Genomic DNA, 18,310 nt, shown 5'->3' on the forward strand with positions numbered 1-18,310 from the left:
TGGCAGGCAGTGAAATCCGCTGCGAAGTCGTCAAGAATCCCGTGGCGGCGACTCCGTTTGCCTTCAGCAGGCCATGATGTCTTCCTTGCGCGAGCAGGCTTCGAGCAGGTAGGCGACCGAGCGGTAGGTGATGCCGCTTTCGGCGGAAAGGCCGATCTCGCAGGTGCGATTGGTGGAAACGCCGCAGGCACAGCCGGCCAGCGCCTTTTCATTGGCGGCGTCGTGCAGGTGGCGCAGCGCATGGCGGTTGAGTTCAGGCACGGCGAAACCGCGGTCGCCGCCGAAACCGCAGCAGGTGATTTCCGACGGTTCGATCACCTGTTCGGCGCAGGCGGCGAGCAGGGCGCGCAGCTTGCCGTCGGCACCGCTGCGTTTGACACTGCAATTGACGTGCAGGGCAACCGGTGCGCTTTGCTTGCGGATGACCAGACGCGGCAGCAGCGCGTCGTGGGCGAATTCGTGGAAATCATGGACCTGCAGCTTGCCGGCGAGATGCGTGCGCATCCGCGCCGAGCAGGCGCTGGCGTCCATCACCACCGGCAGGCGGCCGTTGTCGGAGGCTTGCAGCAACGCGGCGCCGAGCTGCTCGGCCATGGCGTCGGCTTCGGCGGCCATGCCCTTGCTCGCCAGCATCTGGCCGCAGCACAGGTGCTCGAAACCTTGCGGCAGGATCGGCGCGTAGCCGGCGCGCAGTAAGAGTTGCTGGACGACGTCGCCGAGCTGCGCTTCGCCGTCGGCGGTCGGGCCGAAGATGCGGGCGCCGCAGGTCGGGAAATAGACCACCGGATCGCCCGCGCCGTGGCGCACGACCGGCGTCCGGCCGGCGCGCGGCATCGGCGAGCGCCAGGCCGGGCCGGCGATGCGGGCGACGGTGTTTTCCCCGAGGACGGCCGCCGCCGCGTGGCCGGCCTTGAGGCCGAGCCGGGCGAGGCTGCTGAAGGCACCGAAGTGCTCGCCGCTCCAGGCGGCTGCCGCGCGGCCGAGGCTGCCGAGCTGGCGGCCGCGCAGGCGGCGGGTGAGGTCGCCGGTATTGATGCCGACCGGGCAGGCGGTCGAGCAGAGGCCGCAGCCGGCGCAGGTGTCGAGGCCGAAGTAAGGGTAGTCGGCGGCCAGTTCGCCCGGCGCTTCGCCGGCGGCGGCGCGGCGCGCCAGTTCGCGGACGCCGACGATGCGCTGGCGCGGGCTCAGCGTCAGCCGGTGCGACGGGCACAGCGGTTCGCAGAAACCGCACTCGATGCAGCGGTCGACCAGGTCTTCGGCGGCCGGCATCGGCTTCAGGTTGGCGAGGTGGGCGTGCGGGTCGTCGTTGATGATGACGCCCGGGTTGAGGCGGTTTTCCGGGTCGAACAGGGTCTTGATCCGGCGCATCAGGTCGGTCGCCTGCTTGCCCCATTCCAGCTCGACGAAGGGCGCCATGTTGCGGCCGGTGCCGTGTTCGGCCTTCAACGAGCCGTCGTACTTGTGCACCACCAGGGCGCAGACCTCATCCATGAAGCGGGCGTAGCGCTCGATTTCGGCCGGGTCGCCGAAATCCTGGGTGAACACGAAGTGCAGGTTGCCCTCCAGCGCATGGCCGAAGATGATCGCCTCGTGGTAGCCGTGCTTGCCGAGCAGCGCCTGCAGGTCGAGCGTGGCGTCGGCCAGCGCCGGCACCGGGAAGGCGACGTCCTCGATCAGCACCGTCGTGCCTGGCCGGCGCACCGCGCCCACTGCCGGGAAGGTGCCCTTGCGCACCTTCCAGTACATCTCGCAGGTCGCCGGGTCGGTCGAGAAGGCGAGCGGTTCGATTGTGGCAATGTCGGCGAGTGCCGCGCCGACGGCGGCGATGCGTTGCTGCAGCAGGTCGGCGTCGGCGGCGCGGACCTCGATCAGCAGCGCCGCGGCGCCGTCGCCCAGCGTGCGCATCACCGGCGGCAGGCCGGGCTTGTCTTCGACCGAGCGCAGCGCCGGGCGGTCGAGCAGTTCGACGGCGGCGACCGGCTGCGGCTTGAGCCGGATCACCGCTTCGCAGGCGCTGCGGATGTCCGGGAAGAAAACCAGCGCCGAGGCCTTGTACGGGTCTTCGGCGACGGTCTGGTAGGTGACGCGGGAAATGAAGCCGAGCGTGCCTTCGGAGCCGATCATCAGGTGGGCCAGGATGTCGATCGGATCTTCGTAATCGACCAGCGCGTTGAGGCTGTAGCCGGTGGTGTTCTTGATCTTGAACTTGCGCCGGATGCGCTCGGCGAGCGCGACATCGGCGCGCGTCTCGCGGCCGAGCCGCTCGAGCTCGGCGAGCAGCGCGCCGTGCGTGGCGCGGAAGGCGGCGATGCTGGCCGGGTCTTCGCTGTCGAGCAGGCTGCCGTCGGCGAACACGACGCGCAGGCCGGCCAGCGTCTGGTAGCTGTTCTGCGCCGTGCCGCAGCACATGCCGGACGAGTTGTTGGCGGCGATGCCGCCGATCTTGGCGGCGCCGATTGATGCCGGGTCGGGGCCAATCTTTTTGCCCAGCGGCGCCAGTCGGCGATTGACTTCGCCGCCGATCATGCCGGGGCCGACGCGGACCTGGCCGGCGTCGTCGGCCAGTTCGAAGCTGGCGAAACCTTCGCCGATCAGCGCCAGCACGCCATCCGTGATGGCCTGGCCGGAGAGGCTGGTGCCGGCGGCGCGGAAGGTGACCGGTGTGGCGTGCCGGTGGGCGGCGGCGAGCACGGTGCGGACTTCGTCTTCCGATTCGACGATGGCGATCACCTGCGGAATCAGCCGGTAGAAGCTGGCGTCGGTGCCGTAGGCGAGGCGGCGCAGTTCGTCGGTGATGACCTGGTGGGGCGGCAGGCTGGCGGCGAGAGTCTGGATCAGGGCGTTCATTCTCTTCTGTCTTGTAGATGAGTCGGCAAGGTCGGTCCGGGCGTGCCGGGCAGGAGGGGTCAGTTGCGTTCCCTGAGCAGGTCGCGCAGACGCTTGGGGGCGGGCTGCAGCGGCGTGCGGACCGAGGTCCAGGCACCCTGGTGGCGTGGTGTCAGCCAGCGCAAGCGGCTGCCCAGCCAGGAAACGGCCCGGTACAGCGCGGGCGAGCCGTAGACTGTCGCCCAGCCGCGCCAGATTGCCGATTGCAGCGATGAGTGGGCGGCGCCCTGGCCGCGCATCGCCGGCTTGGCGCGCGGTGCCGAAAAGGCTTCGTTGCGCAGTCGGACCAGCAGCTCGGGAATCGGGATCTTCACCGGGCAGACTTCGCCACAGGCGCCACACAAGGACGACGCCGTGGTCAGGCCGGCGGTGGCGTCGAGCCCCAGCATGTGCGGCGAGACGATCTTGCCGATCGGGCCGGGGTAGGTCGTGCCGTAGGCGTGGCCGCCGATGCGGGTATAGACCGGGCAGTGGTTCATGCAGGCGCCGCAGCGGATGCACTGCAGCGTCTTCCTCAACTGCTCGTCGGCGTAGGCCTGGCTGCGGCCGTTGTCGAGCAGCACCAGGTGGACTTCCTCGGGGCCGTCCTTCTCGCCGGGTTTTCTCGGCGAGGAGATCATGTTGAAGTAGGTCGAGATGTTCTGGCCGGTCGCCGAGCGGGTCAGCAGCGAGTAGAGCGGCGGCACGTGTTCCAGTTTCTCGACGATCTTCTCGATGCCGGTGATGGCGATGTGGATGGCCGGTGCCGTCGTGCACATGCGGCCGTTGCCTTCGTTTTCGACCAGGCACAGGGTGCCGGTCTCGGCGACGGCGAAATTGACGCCGGACAGCCCGATTTCGGCTTCCTGGAACTTGCGGCGCAGCACGTTGCGGCCGATCTGGATCAGCGCATCGACGTTGTCGGTGTAATCGACGCCCGGCACCTTTTCGGCGAACAGGCGGGCGATTTCTTCCTTGGTCTTGTGGATCGCCGGCATGATGATGTGCGAGGGTTTTTCGCCCGCTAACTGGACGATGTACTCGCCCATGTCGGACTCCAGCGCCTCGATGCCGGCCGCTTCGGCGGCGTGGTTCAGCTCGATTTCCTCGCTGACCATCGACTTGCCCTTGACCATCCTGGTCGCGCCGTGGCCCTGGATGATGCCGAGGATGATCGCGTTCGCCTCGTCCGGCGTTTCCGCCCAATGCACCTTGACGCCGTTGCGGGTCAGGTTGGCTTCGAGCTGTTCGAGCAGCTCGGGCAGCCTGGCCAAGTTGTACTGGCGGATTGCTTCACCCAGGCTGCGCAGGCTTTCCAGTTCCTCGGCGTCGGGGAACTGGGCGGCGCGCTTGCTCATCAGGAAATCCATCGCGCCACGGAAGCTCTGGCGCAGGAAAGGATTGTCGACGACCGCCTTGGAGCGGGCGCGGAAGCCTTCGGCCGGCTTGAAGTGCAAAGTGTGTTCGCTCATGCCTCGCCCTCCAGCAGCAGGACGATCAGTTCCTTCGGGCCGTGCGCGCCGTAGGCCAGCGTCTGCTGGATGTCGGCGGTTTTCGACGGGCCGGAAATGAGCAGCGAATTGCTCGGCAGGCCGTTCTTCCAGCCTTCCACCGACATCGCCTCGAAGAAGGTGTTGTAGATTTTCGCCGCGTCGAGCAGCACGATGTGCACCGGCGGCACCAGCGACATCAGCCGCGGCTCCAGCGCGTTCGGCCAGAGGATCAGCGTGCCGGTCTCGGCGATGGCGGCGCGGGCGGCGGTCAGGCCGGCCGGCGTTTCGTTGAACATCTCCGACTTCCAGGCCTCGATCGCCATGTCGTAGACGCTGCATTCGATGCCACGCGGCGGCAGGGCGTCGAGCGCCGCGTCGCCGTGCGGCGTGCCTTCGGCGACTAGCAGCTTGTCGATGGCGCGCGCCTTGAGCACGGCGTGCAGCGTCTCCGTCCAGTTGGCGGCGGTCACGGCATGGACTTCGGCGTGCGCCAGTTCGATGAAATGACGGAAACGCTTTGCCTTGTCGGTGGCCGCTTCGAGCGGACGATGCGCGGCGTACCAGCCATCGACGTCGGGCAGCGGCTTGGCGGCTTGCGGCATGTGCTGGCGCAGCTTGCCGAGGATGCGGTCGCGGGCGTTCATTTTCCACCTCCGGTGCGGCGCAGCAGGAAGCTGGCGATGTGTTCGCCGGGCAGACTGGGCTCGCTGCGGCCGGCCTGCTGGTCCTGCCAGGCGGCGTGGCCGAGGATGTTCATCAGGCAGCCGCAGTCGGCGCTGACCACGCGCTCGGCGCCGGTCGCCTTGAGCGCCTTGACCTTGTCTTCGACCATGGCGCCGGAGATTTCCGGCTGCTTGACCGCGAAGGTGCCGCCGAAGCCGCAGCATTCCGATTCATGGTCCTGTTGCGCGACGCTGACCTTCTCCAGTCCGGCCAGCAGCTTGCGGCCGGTGAGATGGACGCCCATCTCGCGGCGCGCCGAGCACGAGGTGTGCAGGACGACCTTGCAGTCGCCGCCGCAATCCTGCGGCTGGAAGTCGAGGACCTCGACGAGGAACTGCGTCAGTTCGTAGACCCGCGCCGACAGGCGTTCGGCAACCGCCTTGCGGGCCGGGTCGGCGGCGAACAGTTTCGGGTAATGGTGCTTCATCATGCCGGCGCAGGAGCCGGACGGCACGACGATAGGCCAGTCGTTGGGAAACAGCGTTAGCTGATGAGCGGCAACGCGCCGGGCTTCTTCCTCGAAGCCGCTGCTGTAGGCCGGTTGGCCGCAGCAGGTCTGGTCTTCCGGGAAGTGTACGCGGATGCCCTGGCGTTCGAGCAGGGTGATGGCGTCGAGGCCGGCGCCGGGAAAGAACTGGTCGACGACGCAGGTGGCAAAGAAATAGACGTCGCTTGGCCGGCTGGTCTGGGTTGTCGGGTTTGTCATCCTCGCTCCGGGTTCTGGTTTATGGGTAAATGGTAAGACCAATAATTCCGCTGTCTGAAAATTTAAGGCAAAACCGCTGCCGGGTCAATCCACGGGGCGATGCGCAAGGGAAAACCCCAGTGCTTGCACTTTGCATTTGAGCTGGTTAGAATTTGTCGGTCTTACCAATCAAGGTGGTCTTACCAATGCCGAACAAGGTGCAGGTTCCGCGGATTTCCGATGCCGTCGCTTCGACGCTGGAGCGCCGCATCCTCGAAGGTTCGTTGAAGCCGGGCGATCGTCTGCCGGCTGAGCGCGAACTGGCGCTTGAGCTTGGCGTGTCGCGGCCGAGCCTGCGCGAGGCGATCCAGAAACTGGCCTCGAAAGGCATGCTGCAGAGCCGCCAGGGCGGCGGTACCTATGTCACGGCGGCACTGGAGAAGAGTTTCTTCGACCCCTGGCAGGAAATGATGGGTTCCTACCCGAACCTGCGCGAGGACATGCTCGAATTCCGCCGCATGATCGAAGGCCAGGCCGCCGAATGGGCCGCCGAGCGCGCTACCGACGCCGACCTGCTGCGTCTCGAGCAGGCTTACGCGGCGCTGCAGGCTTCGTTCAACAACGACGACACCGACAAGCGCTCGGCCGCCGACATTGCCTTTCACCAGGCGATCGGCGACGCCTCGCACAACGTCCTGATCGGCCACCTGTCGGCGGCGCTGCTGCGCCTGATGCACGACAACATCCGCCTCAACCTCGGCGAACTGAAGAGCGTGCCCGCCGCCGGCAAGCTTCTGATGAGCCAGCACACCGCGATCCACACCGCCATTGTCGACAAGAAGCCGCAGGCCGCGCGCGCCGCCGCCGAGACGCACATCGACTTCGTCCGCGAGACGCTGGCGCAGACGCTGCGCTCGGTCGCTCGCCGCGAAACCGCCGAGCGCCGCCTGAACACCGATTTCCTGACCTCCTGATTTTTCAATTTTTCAATTCCCACCGAAAGGACCCACTGATGGAAGCCCTTGTCATCCCCTTCGAAAAACTGCGCATGACCGACGTCGACCAGGTCGGCGGCAAGAACTCGTCGCTTGGCGAAATGATTTCGCAGCTCGCCGATACCGGCGTTCGCGTTCCCGGCGGCTTCGCCACGACGGCGCACGCCTACCGCGAGTTCCTGGCGCAGTCCGGCCTCGACAAGAAGATCAACGACACGCTCGACGCGCTCGATGTCGACGACGTCAACGCCCTGGTCAAGACCGGCGCCGAAATCCGCCAGTGGATTCTCGACACGCCGTTCCCGATGGACCTGACCATCGCCATCACCGAGCAGTACCAGCGCCTGGTCGCCGAATCCAACGCCGACATGTCCTTCGCCGTGCGCTCCTCGGCCACCGCCGAAGACCTGCCGGATGCCTCTTTTGCCGGTCAGCAGGAAACCTTCCTGAACATCGTCGGCCTGGAAAACATCATGCACGCGATCAAGGAAGTGTTCGCGTCGCTGTACAACGACCGCGCCATCTCCTACCGCGTGCACAAGGGCTTCGTGCACGCCGATGTCGCGCTGTCGGCCGGCATTCAGCGCATGGTCCGTTCAGACAAGGGCGCTGCTGGCGTGATGTTCACGCTCGACACCGAATCCGGCTTCCGCGATGCCGTTTTCGTGACGTCCTCTTACGGGCTGGGCGAAACGGTGGTGCAGGGCGCCGTCAATCCGGACGAGTTCTACGTGCACAAGCCGATGCTCGAACAGGGCAAGAAGGCCGTGATCCGCCGCAACCTCGGCTCGAAGATGATCAAGATGACCTTCGCTGCCGAAAAGGTCGCCGGCAAGTCGACGATCACCGAAGAAGTTGAAGAATCGCTGCGCCACCAGTTCTCGATCAACGACGAAGAAGTCATGGAACTGGCCCGCTACGCCCAGATCATCGAAGCCCACTACGGTCGTCCGATGGACATCGAGTGGGGCAAGGACGGCGTCGACGGCAAGCTCTACATCCTGCAGGCCCGTCCGGAGACCGTGCAGTCGCAGGCTTCCGCCGGCAAGCAGCAGAAGTTCAAGCTGAAGTCCTTCTCCAAGGTGCTCGCCTCCGGTCGCGCCATCGGCCAGAAAATCGGCGTCGGTCCGGTGCGCGTGGTCAAGGACCCGAAGGAAATGGATCAGGTCAAGCCGGGTGACGTGCTCGTCGCCGACATGACCGACCCGAACTGGGAGCCGGTGATGAAGCGCGCTTCCGCCATCGTCACCAACCGGGGTGGCCGCACCTGCCACGCCGCGATCATCGCCCGCGAACTGGGCATCCCGGCCATTGTCGGCTGCGGTGACGCGACCGAGACGCTGACCGAAGGCGAAACCGTCACCGTCTCCTGCACGGAAGGTGACACCGGCCACGTCTATCGCGGCCGCCTCGACTTCGAAGTCACTACCCGCGACATCTCGGCCATGCCGGACGTCCCGGTCAAGGTCATGATGAACGTCGGCAACCCGGAACTGGCTTTTGAATTCGCCCAGCTGCCGAACGCCGGCGTCGGTCTGGCGCGCGTCGAGTTCATCATCAACAACGTCATCGGCATTCACCCGAAGGCCATTCTCGACGTCGAGCGTCTGCCGGCTTCCAAGCGCGACGAGATCAAGCGCCGTGCGCGCGGCTACGCCAGCCCGAAGGAATTCTTCGTCGAGAAGCTGGTCGAGGGCGTCGCCACCATCGCCGCCGCCTTCTGGCCGAACCCGGTGATCGTCCGCCTCTCCGACTTCAAGTCGAACGAGTACCGCAAGCTGCTGGGCGGCGAACTGTACGAGCCGGAAGAAGAAAACCCCATGCTCGGCTTCCGTGGCGCCTCGCGCTACATCGCCAAGACCTTCGAGGACTGCTTCGAGATGGAATGCCGCGCCATGAAGAAGGTGCGCGAGGAAATGGGCCTGACCAACGTGCAACTGATGGTGCCGTTTGTTCGCACCGTCGGCGAAGGCCAGGCCGTCGTCGACCTGCTGGCGGGACACGGCCTGAAGCAGGGCGAACATGACCTGAAGCTGATCATGATGTGCGAAATCCCGTCCAACGCGCTGCTTGCCGACGAATTCCTGCAGATTTTCGACGGCTTCTCGATCGGCTCCAATGACCTGACCCAGCTCACCCTCGGCCTCGATCGTGATTCCGGTCTGGTCGCCAACCTGTTCGACGAACGCGACCCTGCGGTCAAGAAGCTGCTGGCCATGGCCATCGCCTCGGCCAACAAGGCCGGCAAATACATCGGCATCTGCGGCCAGGGCCCGTCCGACCACCCGGACCTCGCCGAGTGGTTGATGGATCAGGGCATCAGCTCGATCTCGCTGAATCCGGACACCGTGGTTGATACCTGGACGCGCTTGGCGACGCACAAGAAGGGCTGATTGCCGCGATCAAGCATGGTGTAAAAGAAAGGCCGGGAGCGATCCCGGCCTTTTTTGATTGCATGGTTTTGATTCGGTTTTGCCTGGGCGTACCGCACCAATGGAGAGGGAGCGAAGGGTCGATCTCAAGAAGCTTCGCGTAAAGGGACTGCAAGCCTGATTCCGAAAAGTCCGGAATGCTGACGCATAGCTGATTGGTCATAGGCTTGCCTTTGTTTTCCATTGAGCACAGTGGCGCCAACAACCTTTTTTCCCATACGACATCGCTGTATCCATCCGGGCAAATAGCCGCGATGGATGCGTGCTCAGGGAGGTCGGAAGAGGTGATTTCAAGAATCTGTTTCATGTTTGACTCCAAAAAATTCAACAAATTGTTGAATAAGCCATTGAATATAAAAGATATTGCCAGGCTGAGGTTAGCCGTCTCCGGAAAGGCGCGCAAGCGGTTTTTTGGTGCTTCAGGTGTCTAAAGTGGAAAGGAGCGATGCTCGGTTAGTCGATCAACCACCGCGATCAGCGCTTTAACCAGTTCGCACAACTCAGCGATGGTCGATTCTTCAACCTCAAGAAATCCTTCGTACTCGGCCAAATTCCGCTTCTGATGCGCACTGTCCAGAATGCGCCATTGCACGGCCGACCAGCCGAGCGTGTGGGGCAGGCACTGGAAGACGGTGTAGCGGTTTTCGCTGCGGTAGCCGTGCCAGCGCAACGCGGCCAGGGCGGCGGCGTGGGCGGCGTTGTAGATGGAAGTGAAGCGGCCTTCGGCGGAAATGCTGGCGACTTGTGGGTCCGCGAAGCGGTTCCGGGCCATGCTCAGCAGGCGGGCGATTTCGTGGTCGTTGCGGGCTTCGACCTTGAGTTGGCCGATGCGAACCAGGTTATCCAGCGCCGCTTGCGGCAAGGTTTCCTCCGATCAGGGGCAGGGTCGGCTGGGCGAGGATGCGATTGATGAAGGAATCCGGCTCGGCCAAGCGTTTTGCGTATTCGGATTGAGTATAGCAGTTGGGGTTGATCTTCCGCCCGAGTTGCCCTTCCAGCGGCAGGAGCAGGGTCAGGACTTCGTTCAGCGATAGCTGTTCGCATACCCTTTTTCCTCTCGCAAGAAATTTTCTTCCGGGGCTGCTCGGTACCTGGTTGGCGTAGAGAGTGCTCCATTGTTGCAGTGCAACATAAGCTGGTTTAAACTTCGCTTCATAAGAAAGTTCTGATTTACAGGCCGCCCCGTCGGGGTTGTGCCATTTCCCTCGGAGAAAAGCATGTTTGCCATACACGTCGACGATACGCCGGTGATCACGGTCGCCACCAGTCGTCATCAAGTCCGTTTTGCGATGAACGGGGCGGAGATGAATCCGCTCGAAGGTTTTTATGCCACGCTGGCCGGTTGCGCGGCGGTCTATGCCAAGAAGGCCTGCATGGAAATGGGTGTGTCGGCAGCGGGCATCGAGATCGATTGCAAGCCTTTCGCTGGCGCCAAGGGGCCGATGTCGCTGGCCAGGTTCAAGACGGAAGTCCGTTTTCCCGAACATTTTTCCGCCGAGCAGCGTGCTGCGGTGCTGGAATCGATCGGTCAGTGTGCTGTGAAGAAAATTGTTCAGGTCGGTGGCGAGATCGATTTCGTCGTCAGCGAAGCCTGACTCTTCTCGTTCTTGCCAACAAAAAAGCCGGGAAAATCCCGGCTTTTTTGTTCAACGATCAACTCGGTAGCAGGTTCTTGACCAGGCGTTCGGAAAGCTGGTCATGGGTGAATTGAGCTTCGTTCGGCGGGTAGAGCGAGTCTTCGTCGAATTCGAAGCCGTGCTCGCGGGCGAGGCTACGCAGTTCCTTGAGTTTCTGGCAGGCCTTGAGGGCTGCGCCGAGGGCGGCATCGGCCCGGGCTTTTTCGGAAAATGCCTTGATGTTGGCAACGGACATCGGGTTTTCTCCTGTGCACTTGCAGTGGTGAATGAGGATGTCGCTCGGCCGGTTTATGTCGGGTTGTCGACAGAAATGGCGGCATTGAGCAAACGGAAAACCCGGGAAGCAATTTCCGCGCCGTGTGGCGAGGCGAAGGGCATTCAGGTTGCCGGTGGCAGTTCGCCAAGGCAGGAATGACGTTCGATCCAGGGGCCCAGCAGGCGCTCCTGCTGGGCAAGCACCGCTTCGTTCTGGCCAATGTGGCGGTCGTCGCCGGGCGGCGGCAGGCGGCGGCTGCCGGGCTGATCGAAGCAGCGGTCGTGGATCAGGCAACTGTGCTGGAGATAGCCCCAGACCCGCTCGCCGAGGAACCACTGGTCGATGTTCGGCGTCTCCATGCGCTGCGAATCGTAGTCGGCCAGCATGGCGGAGAGGTCGGGCAGGACGCCGGCGATACCGCCCCAGAGGCCGGCGAGGATCAGGTCGGTATGCGTCCACCAGTCGCGGATCACGTGGAAGCAGTGTTCCGAGGCCAGCCATTCGGCGACGGCGTTGGCTTCGCGCAGGCTGAACACCGAATCGACGTCGCGGACCAAGAAGCGCCCGACCGTCGGGTCGTTGGCAACCTGAAAACGCCAGCACAGCTTCTGGCGCAGGCTCTGGCCGTCCGGCTGGCGGATCGCTTCGCCGCCGAGTTCGCCGATCAGCGCGATGAACTCGGCCGGCACCGTGGCGTCGTGGTAGAAGCGCAGGCGCCAGCCTGGGTAAAGGTCGGCAGCGAGCAGCAGGTTGCGCAGGCCGCCGCGCAGGTAGCGCGGCTGGCTGCCCCACAGCGAGAAGGCGATCACCCGCGACTTGCCCGGCTGGTCGGCCCAGACTGCCGGGCCGCCGGCCGGCAGTCGCCAGTCGCTGGCCGCCGGCCGGGCGGCCGCCGCCTTCAGTTGCAGCGCCCGGGTACCGGCCTGGCGGGCGGCGGTGAGGTCGCCGAGGCCGAAGCTGGCGCTGGCCAGGGTGTCCTGGGCGACGATGTCGTCGGGCTGGCGAGCCAGCGTCCGTTGCGCCATGTCCACGGCGTCTGCAAAGCGACGCAGGCGCAGGTAGCAGACGGCCAGGTTGAGCGTGATGGCGGGATTGGTCGTGTTGGCGAGGCGGGTTTCGAGGACGGTCGCCGCCGAGCGGTAGTCGCCCAGCAGGAAGAGGTAGTAGGCGAGTTGCAGCACCGTCGCTTCCGGCTTTTCCGGGCCGCTGGCGTTGATTTCGCCGACCAGGGTCTGGATCGCGTCGTTGCGTCGGTTCTCTTCCCAGGCCGTCTGGGCGACCGTGTTCCATTGCGGAGGAAGGCGCGGCATGGCAGCATTTCCGGTAGAGGCAATGGCGCGATTATCCCGGATTCGCGGCTGGCCTTGCCATTTCCCGGATGACGAATGACAGGTCCTGCTGATTTTTCCCTGACCCTGCCCAGCGAGCGCCGCGACTTCGTCGAATGGCACCGCGGCCGTTCGCCTTACGTCTTCTGGGCGCTTGATGTCGATCTGCCGGTGGTGCGCGAGCGGCTGGCGGTTGCCGCCGCAAGCCTTGCTGGTCGCCTGCTGCCGGACTATTTCCGCCAGCCGCACGTGACGCTCGACCTGTGCGGTTTTCCCGCCGCAGCTGCCGTCGCCGACGACGAGTTCGATGCCGTTCATTTCGCCGCCTGCCTGCAGCGTCTGCAAGCGGCGGCCGTGCCGCCGCTGACGGTGGATGTCGGCGGTCCGGCGAGCTTTGCCTCGGCCCCCTACCTGACGCTGGGCGACCGCGACGGCGGCATCCGCCAGCTACGCGCCGCGCTCGCCGGCGAGGCCGGTAACCGCCTGCGCGGCGACTATGTGCCGCACGTGACGATCGGCCTCTATGCCGGCGTCTGGCCGGCGGCCGAGGTGCTGGCAGCGATGGCTGGGGTGCCGGCAACGCCGCTGGCGTTGCAGCTCGAACGGCTCGGCCTGATGGCCTACGCGCCGGCGGAAATCGGCGGTGCGCTCGACTATCTGGGCGATTACGACCTGCGCGCCGGGGTTTTCCGCTGGCGGGGCAAGCCGCTGTTCTGATTTAACCTTGAAACCTCAGTTGGGCGGGGCGCGGCCGCGTAGCGCCATCACCCAAAGGGTGAGTCCAATAGCAGACTCAGAGGTCAGCATTCATGCGGCTGCACCAGGAGAGACAAGTGGTCAACTGGGGTTTCAAGGTTCAGTGCGTCGCCTGGCGCACGCTGGCGAGCAGCGCGGCGGCGGCGCCGAAGAGGCCGCCGAAGATGCGGTTGAGCAGGCGTTGCTGCCCCGGCTGGCGCAACAGGCGCAGGACGCGCGCGGCGAGCCCGGTGTAGCCGGCCATCACCACCAGGTCGACGGCGACCATGGTAGCCGCCATGGTCAGATACTGCGGCAGCAGCGGGCGCGTCGATTCGAGGAATTGCGGCAGGACGGCGAGGATGAAGACGATCGCCTTCGGGTTGCTGGCGTTGACGATGAAGCCGCGCAGCACCAGCGCCAGCGGCCGGCCGCGGCGGGCGTCGACGGTTTCGGTGGCAAGATCGCCGGCCGGCGCCATCCATTGCTTCCAGCCCAGGTAGAGCAGGTAGGCGACGCCGAACCACTTGATCAGCGAGAAGGCCAGTTCGGAAGCGGCGAGCAGGGCGCCGACGCCGGCGGCGACGATGGCGATCTGCAGCAGCAGCGCCAGTTGCAGGCCGATCGCGTTCCAGAAGCCGCGGCGGAAGCCGAAGCTGAGGCCGGACGACATCGAGGCGATGGCTCCGGCGCCGGGCGAGAGGCTGATCACCCAGCAGGCGACGAAGAAGGCAAACCAGGTGTGCAGCGTCATGTTCGGTGGGGTTTTTTGCGGAAAGCCTGAGGATAGCTGTTCCTGGTGCTCTGGGCGAGACTCGAACTCGCATGCCTTGCGGCACTACCCCCTCAAGATAGCGTGTCTACCAATTTCACCACCAGAGCTTCGCCGGTTTTGCCGGACAGGACGCGATGCGCCCGATCTTTCGTTGGTGCCCAGGAAGGGACTCGAACCCCCACGGAGTTACCCGCTAGTACCTGAAACTAGTGCGTCTACCAATTCCGCCACCTGGGCAGGCGTCGAAAGGGGGCGAATGATAAGGCAGGAAAGGGAGCTTGCCAAGGGGGAAGGAAAAATTTGTGCGAAATTCAGCGTCCGGGAAGAATTCGCGTCTCGCCCTGGCGCAGCCACCAGACGCGGCTTTCCGGCAACTGCCGGTGCTGCAGCGCGGCGGCGAGGTCGCGCGGTGGCTGGTCGAGGCTTTCCTGCGTCAGCGCGAAGCTGCCCCAGTGCACGCCGACGACATGGCCGGCACCGAGGTCTTCGGCGATCTGCAGGGCGTCGTCCGGGTTGACGTGCTGGCGGCGCATGAATTCACGCGGCTCGTAGGCGCCGATCGGCACCGCCAGCAGGTCGGGGGCGCCGAGGCGGCGGCGGATTTCGCGGAAGTCCGCCGAATAGCCGGTGTCGCCGGTGTACAGGAAGGAGGTCGGCGCGCCGTCGCCCGGAATGTCGAGCCAGAAGCCGCCCCACAGCGTGGCGTTGGTGTCGAGGGGGCCACGCTTGCTCCAGTGCTGGGCGGGCGTGAAATGGATTGTCAGGTCGCCCAGGTCGACACGGTCCCACCAGTCGACCTCGCGCACGCGGTCGATGCCGAGTTCGTCGAACCACGCCTTGACGCCGAGCGGGACGATGAACTGCGGGCGGTCGCCGCGGGCGAGCAGGGCCTGCAGTGTCGCCTGGTCGAGGTGGTCGTAGTGGTTGTGCGAGATCAGCACGAGGTCGATGCGCGGCAGTCCGGCGACGCGCAGCGGCGGCGCCACCAGGCGGCGGGCCGAGAGCCAGGGCGTGGGGCCGGCGTAGTCGCCGAGGTTGGGGTCGATCAGGAGGTTGCGCCCGCCAGCCTGCAGCAGCAGCGTCGCGTGGCCGAGCCAGGTGAGGCGCGGCGGGCCGCCGGGGGCGTCGAGCTGGGCGCGGTCGGGCGCCACCACCCAGCGCGCGGCGAAGGCGGCATAACCGCCTTCGGGTTCGGCGGCCGGCTGGAAATCGCCGCGCCAGCGCCGGAACAGGACTTCGTACCAGGGCGCGCCGCCGACGCCGGCCGTCGCGTCGTTGTTGACGAAGCCGTTCGGCCGGTGATGCGCCTTGTCCGCGTTGTAGTAAGGATTGACCGTGCCGCAGCCGGCCAGCGTTGCCAGCAGCAACAGGCAGGCGAGCCGGCGGAACATGCTCAGAGGTTGCCGCCGCGCACCAGGTTCATCACCTGGCCGGCGTCGAGCGTCTGGGCGCGCTGCTCGATCTGCGGCAGGTACTGGCTCTGCAGCTGTTTGGCCGGGCCGAGCAGGCCCTGGAAGCTTTCCTGCAGCAATTGCGTGCTCATCTGCCGGCCGCCCGCGTAGTAGCGCTTGGCGACCTGGCCGAGGGCGTAGGTGCTGGCGAACGAGAAGGCCATGCCGGTGGCGGCGCGGCCGATTTTGCCCGCGGTCTTGCCGGCCATCTTGCCAAGCAGGCCGCCGAGCAGCTTGCGGCCGAACTGTTCGAGGTACTGCGAGGTCAGGCCGACGCCGACGGTGGCGAGGAATTCCTTGATGTGGCCCTGGTCGAGTTCGACGCCGTAGGCCTTGCCGATGCGGTAAACCATCTTCACCTGTAGCGGGATGATCGCCACCGAGGCCCAGGATTGCGGCAGCAGTTCGAGCGCGCCGTTGAGGATCGAGTAGTTGAGGATGGATTTGTCGAGTTCGGCGTCGTTGACCGTTGCCGTTGTTGCTGCCGGCGCGGCGGCGGGCGGCGGCACGGCAGCAGCGGCCGCCAGCGTGTCGGCCTGGCTGGCGAAGGCGCTGGCCTCGGCGTTGCCGTCAAGGCCGAGGCGGGTTTTCAGGTTGGCGAGGAAGGCCTGTTCGGCGGCCGTTTGCACGCCGTCGGCGTCGCAGACGCAGACCGCCATCTCGTAGGCGAACTGGCGCTGGCCGAGTTCGCCCAGCGTCTGCACGGCGCCGTCCAGCGTCACCCGCTTGAACAGCACGTCCTGGTAGAGCTTCGGCAGTTCGGGCGCGGTGTCGCCCATCGATTCGGCGAAGCGGCGGATGTGTTCGCGTTCGCGGTCATCGTTGCTGCCGTCGGCGAAGGCGGCGAACAGGCTGATCGTCAGGATGGCGTTTTCCGGGGTCATGGCGATGTCTCGTCGTTGGTGATCGACGCATTTTGCCGACGGCCCCGGGGTTTGGACAGTAGCCGTCTGTAACGATCTGTTGCCGGGGTTCAGGCGGCGAAGCTGGGCGGCATCTGGGCGGCGACGATTTCGCCGCGCGCGGTGGCGACGCCGTCGGCGTAGACGGTAGCTTCGACGATCACCTTGCGGCCGCGGATTTCCTTGACCTTGCCGCGGATTTCCAGCTCTGGCCCGAGTGGCGTCGGCTTCAGGTAATCGACGTGCAGCGACGCTGTGACGAAGCGGAAGGGCGGCTCGCTGTCCATCGCCCGGTTTTCCTGGCGGTACATCGCGGCGGCGGCGGTGCCGGTGCCGTGGCAGTCGATCAGCGAGGCGAGCAGGCCGCCATAGACGAAACCGGGAATCGCCGTGTGTTCCGGGCGCGGCGTGTAGCGGGTGACGGTTTCGTCGCCGTCCCAGTAGGTCTTGATCTGGTGGCCGTGTTCGTTGAGCTTGCCGCAGCCGTAGCAGTGGGCGACGTTTTCGGGGTAGTAATCCTGGAAGGCGAGCATGCGTTTCTCCGGGTGTGTTGATCAGGAAACGATGATAGTCCCCGGGCATGCTCCCGGCGATTGCATGGCCGGACAGCTTGCATGCAAATTCCGCCAGAGCCGTGCTTCCTTCGTAAACGCTGACGGGGCGGGGCTTCTCGGGCAAAATGCCGGGAAGGAGGAAAGCACCATGGCTAATGACGGCATCGTTGAGCGCTTGCGCTCGCTGATCGTTCCCGGACAGCGTCGCAGTTCGCTGACCGCGAAAGGGCTCGAACGCCTGCGCGCACAACTGGGTGAATGCGCTGCCGGGCAGGGCGGTGAGGTTTCGGCGCGGACGCGCGCGGCGAAACTGGCGGAAACCTATCTCGGCCTCGACGACGCCGGCCGCCAGCAGTTCCTGAAATTGATCGCCCTCGAATTCGGCCCGACGCCGGAGAAGGTTGCCGCCGCCCACACCGCCTATCAGGCGGCGGTCGGCACGCCCGGCCAGTGGAAGGCGGAAGCGGCGTTGCGTGCGGCGATGCGCTCGTCGCGCATCCGCATCATGACGCAGTTCAACGCGATCCCGCAGGGCGTCAAGTTTCTCGTCGACCTGCGCGCCGACCTGCTGCGCTACCTGCACGACGACCGCGAGCTGGCGGTACTCGACCGCGAACTGGAGTCGCGCTTCAACGCCTGGTTCGACGTCGGCTTCCTCGAATTGCAGCGCCTGACCTGGAACTCGCCGGCGGCCTTGCTCGAAAAGCTGATCGAGTACGAGGCGGTGCACGAGATCAAGTCCTGGGACGACCTGAAGAACCGCCTCGACGCCGATCGCCGGCTCTACGCCTTCTTCCATCCGCGCATGCCGGCCGAGCCGCTGATCTTCGTCGAGGTTGCGCTGACCGACCACCTGGCCGGCAATGTCCAGGAACTGCTCGATGTGCATGCGCCGGTATTCGACAACCGCAAGGCCGACACGGCGATCTTCTACTCGATTTCGAGCACTCAGATCGGCCTGCGCGGCGTTTCCTTCGGCAATTTCCTGCTCAAGCGCGTCATCGACGACCTCAAGCGCGATTTTCCCAAGCTCGACAAGTTCGCCACGCTGTCGCCGATTCCGGCGCTGGCCAGTTGGCTGCGGCACAACCCGCAGGTGCTCGGCGAAGTCGGCATCGATTTCAGCCTCGAACAACTGGCGGCCGGCGCCTGGGCCGAGGACAAGGAAATCGCCCGCCAGTTGCGCGATCCGCTGCAGCGTCTGGCCGCCCGCTACCTGGCGACGGCCAAGCGCGGCGACGGCGACAACGCGCCGCCCTACGATCCGGTATCGCGCTTCCACCTCGGCAACGGCGCCCGCATCGAGCGCCTGAACTACCTGGCCGACACGGCGCCCAAGGGCTTCGCCCAGTCGTTCGGGATGATGGTCAATTACCGCTACGAACTCGACGACATCGAGGGCAACCTGGAAGCCTTCACCGGTAGCGGACGAATTGCCATGTCGTCGTCGATCCGCCGCCTGGCGCGCCCCGATTGAGC

The 18,310-nt window shown here is 65.4% G+C and carries 17 protein-coding genes and 2 tRNA genes; 5 read left to right on the forward strand and 14 right to left on the reverse strand.

What is annotated here, in order from left to right; all coding sequences use genetic code 11:
- Positions 1-63: 63 nt before the first annotated feature.
- The 4 genes from ACE3OV_RS15570 to ACE3OV_RS15585 are packed head-to-tail and all read right to left on the reverse strand — an operon-like array spanning position 64 to position 5,787.
- A complete protein-coding gene (locus tag ACE3OV_RS15570) occupies positions 64-2,847 on the reverse strand; it encodes an FAD-binding and (Fe-S)-binding domain-containing protein (protein WP_374328385.1) in 2,784 nt (927 codons plus the stop codon).
- Between the two features lie 59 nt (positions 2,848-2,906).
- Positions 2,907-4,337 (reverse strand): LutB/LldF family L-lactate oxidation iron-sulfur protein, encoded by a 1,431-nt coding sequence (locus ACE3OV_RS15575; protein WP_374328387.1) that lies wholly within the window; start codon positions 4,335-4,337, stop codon positions 2,907-2,909.
- Entirely contained in the window at positions 4,334-5,002 is a 669-nt protein-coding gene (locus ACE3OV_RS15580; RefSeq protein WP_374328388.1) for a lactate utilization protein C, read from the reverse strand. Before ACE3OV_RS15580 ends, ACE3OV_RS15575 begins: the two co-directional genes overlap by 4 nt.
- The gene (locus tag ACE3OV_RS15585; RefSeq protein ID WP_374328389.1) at positions 4,999-5,787 is read right to left on the reverse strand and encodes a (Fe-S)-binding protein; all 789 of its coding nucleotides are present in this window, start codon (positions 5,785-5,787) and stop codon (positions 4,999-5,001) included. The genes ACE3OV_RS15580 and ACE3OV_RS15585 overlap by 4 nt, the downstream gene beginning before the upstream one ends.
- Before the next feature lie 185 nt (positions 5,788-5,972).
- Between ACE3OV_RS15585 and ACE3OV_RS15590 the strand changes: the two genes are divergently transcribed.
- Both ACE3OV_RS15590 and ppsA read left to right on the forward strand, forming a co-directional pair.
- Complete coding sequence (locus ACE3OV_RS15590) at positions 5,973-6,740, forward strand: FCD domain-containing protein (protein ID WP_374328390.1); 768 nt, start codon at positions 5,973-5,975, stop codon at positions 6,738-6,740.
- Between the two features lie 38 nt (positions 6,741-6,778).
- On the forward strand, positions 6,779-9,154 hold the full coding sequence (gene ppsA / locus ACE3OV_RS15595; protein WP_374328391.1) for a phosphoenolpyruvate synthase: 2,376 nt from the start codon (positions 6,779-6,781) through the stop codon (positions 9,152-9,154).
- 466 nt (positions 9,155-9,620) lie between these two features.
- Here ppsA and ACE3OV_RS15600 read toward each other — a convergent pair whose 3' ends face one another.
- Both ACE3OV_RS15600 and ACE3OV_RS15605 read right to left on the reverse strand, forming a co-directional pair.
- Positions 9,621-10,055, reverse strand: coding sequence for a hypothetical protein (locus ACE3OV_RS15600; protein WP_374328392.1), 435 nt, complete (start codon positions 10,053-10,055; stop codon positions 9,621-9,623).
- Entirely contained in the window at positions 10,033-10,425 is a 393-nt protein-coding gene (locus tag ACE3OV_RS15605) for a hypothetical protein (protein ID WP_374328393.1), read from the reverse strand. The genes ACE3OV_RS15600 and ACE3OV_RS15605 overlap by 23 nt, the downstream gene beginning before the upstream one ends.
- Between ACE3OV_RS15605 and ACE3OV_RS15610 the strand changes: the two genes are divergently transcribed.
- Positions 10,411-10,788 (forward strand): hypothetical protein, encoded by a 378-nt coding sequence (locus ACE3OV_RS15610; RefSeq protein ID WP_374328394.1) that lies wholly within the window; start codon positions 10,411-10,413, stop codon positions 10,786-10,788. The two genes, ACE3OV_RS15605 and ACE3OV_RS15610, sit on opposite strands and share 15 nt — an antisense overlap.
- 58 nt (positions 10,789-10,846) lie before the next feature.
- On the opposite strand, the gene ACE3OV_RS15615 is transcribed toward ACE3OV_RS15610, so the two are convergent.
- Together ACE3OV_RS15615 and ACE3OV_RS15620 are read right to left on the reverse strand one after the other, a co-directional pair.
- Entirely contained in the window at positions 10,847-11,065 is a 219-nt protein-coding gene (locus ACE3OV_RS15615) for a Nif11-like leader peptide family RiPP precursor (protein ID WP_374328395.1), read from the reverse strand.
- Between the two features lie 143 nt (positions 11,066-11,208).
- The gene (locus ACE3OV_RS15620) at positions 11,209-12,396 is read right to left on the reverse strand and encodes a tetratricopeptide repeat protein (protein ID WP_374328396.1); all 1,188 of its coding nucleotides are present in this window, start codon (positions 12,394-12,396) and stop codon (positions 11,209-11,211) included.
- A gap of 75 nt (positions 12,397-12,471) precedes the next feature.
- On the opposite strand from ACE3OV_RS15620, the gene ACE3OV_RS15625 reads away from it, so the two are divergent.
- Positions 12,472-13,131 carry a 2'-5' RNA ligase family protein gene (locus tag ACE3OV_RS15625; RefSeq protein ID WP_374328397.1) on the forward strand — a complete coding sequence of 220 codons (660 nt, stop codon included), beginning with the start codon at positions 12,472-12,474 and terminating at the stop codon, positions 13,129-13,131.
- 139 nt (positions 13,132-13,270) lie between these two features.
- On the opposite strand, the gene ACE3OV_RS15630 is transcribed toward ACE3OV_RS15625, so the two are convergent.
- The 6 genes from ACE3OV_RS15630 to ACE3OV_RS15655 all read right to left on the reverse strand — a co-directional run bounded on the left by ACE3OV_RS15630 (position 13,271) and on the right by ACE3OV_RS15655 (position 16,810).
- The gene (locus ACE3OV_RS15630) at positions 13,271-13,903 is read right to left on the reverse strand and encodes a LysE family transporter (protein ID WP_374328398.1); all 633 of its coding nucleotides are present in this window, start codon (positions 13,901-13,903) and stop codon (positions 13,271-13,273) included.
- A 43-nt stretch (positions 13,904-13,946) separates the two neighbouring features.
- Positions 13,947-14,031, reverse strand: a tRNA-Leu gene (locus ACE3OV_RS15635).
- Positions 14,032-14,076: 45 nt separating this feature from the next.
- Positions 14,077-14,161 (reverse strand) — tRNA-Leu (locus ACE3OV_RS15640).
- A gap of 74 nt (positions 14,162-14,235) precedes the next feature.
- On the reverse strand, positions 14,236-15,315 hold the full coding sequence (locus ACE3OV_RS15645) for an MBL fold metallo-hydrolase (RefSeq protein ID WP_374328399.1): 1,080 nt from the start codon (positions 15,313-15,315) through the stop codon (positions 14,236-14,238).
- Positions 15,316-15,317: 2 nt separating this feature from the next.
- The gene (locus ACE3OV_RS15650) at positions 15,318-16,259 is read right to left on the reverse strand and encodes a YcjF family protein (RefSeq protein ID WP_374328400.1); all 942 of its coding nucleotides are present in this window, start codon (positions 16,257-16,259) and stop codon (positions 15,318-15,320) included.
- Positions 16,260-16,348: 89 nt separating this feature from the next.
- Positions 16,349-16,810, reverse strand: a complete 462-nt coding sequence (locus ACE3OV_RS15655; protein WP_374328401.1) for a PaaI family thioesterase — start codon at positions 16,808-16,810, stop codon at positions 16,349-16,351.
- Between the two features lie 169 nt (positions 16,811-16,979).
- Between ACE3OV_RS15655 and ACE3OV_RS15660 the strand changes: the two genes are divergently transcribed.
- Positions 16,980-18,308, forward strand: a complete 1,329-nt coding sequence (locus ACE3OV_RS15660; RefSeq protein ID WP_374328402.1) for a malonyl-CoA decarboxylase — start codon at positions 16,980-16,982, stop codon at positions 18,306-18,308.
- Positions 18,309-18,310: the final 2 nt, after the last annotated feature.

The sequence above is a fragment of the Azonexus sp. genome, assembly GCF_041909095.1.
Classification (GTDB): Bacteria; Pseudomonadota; Gammaproteobacteria; order Burkholderiales; family Rhodocyclaceae; genus Azonexus.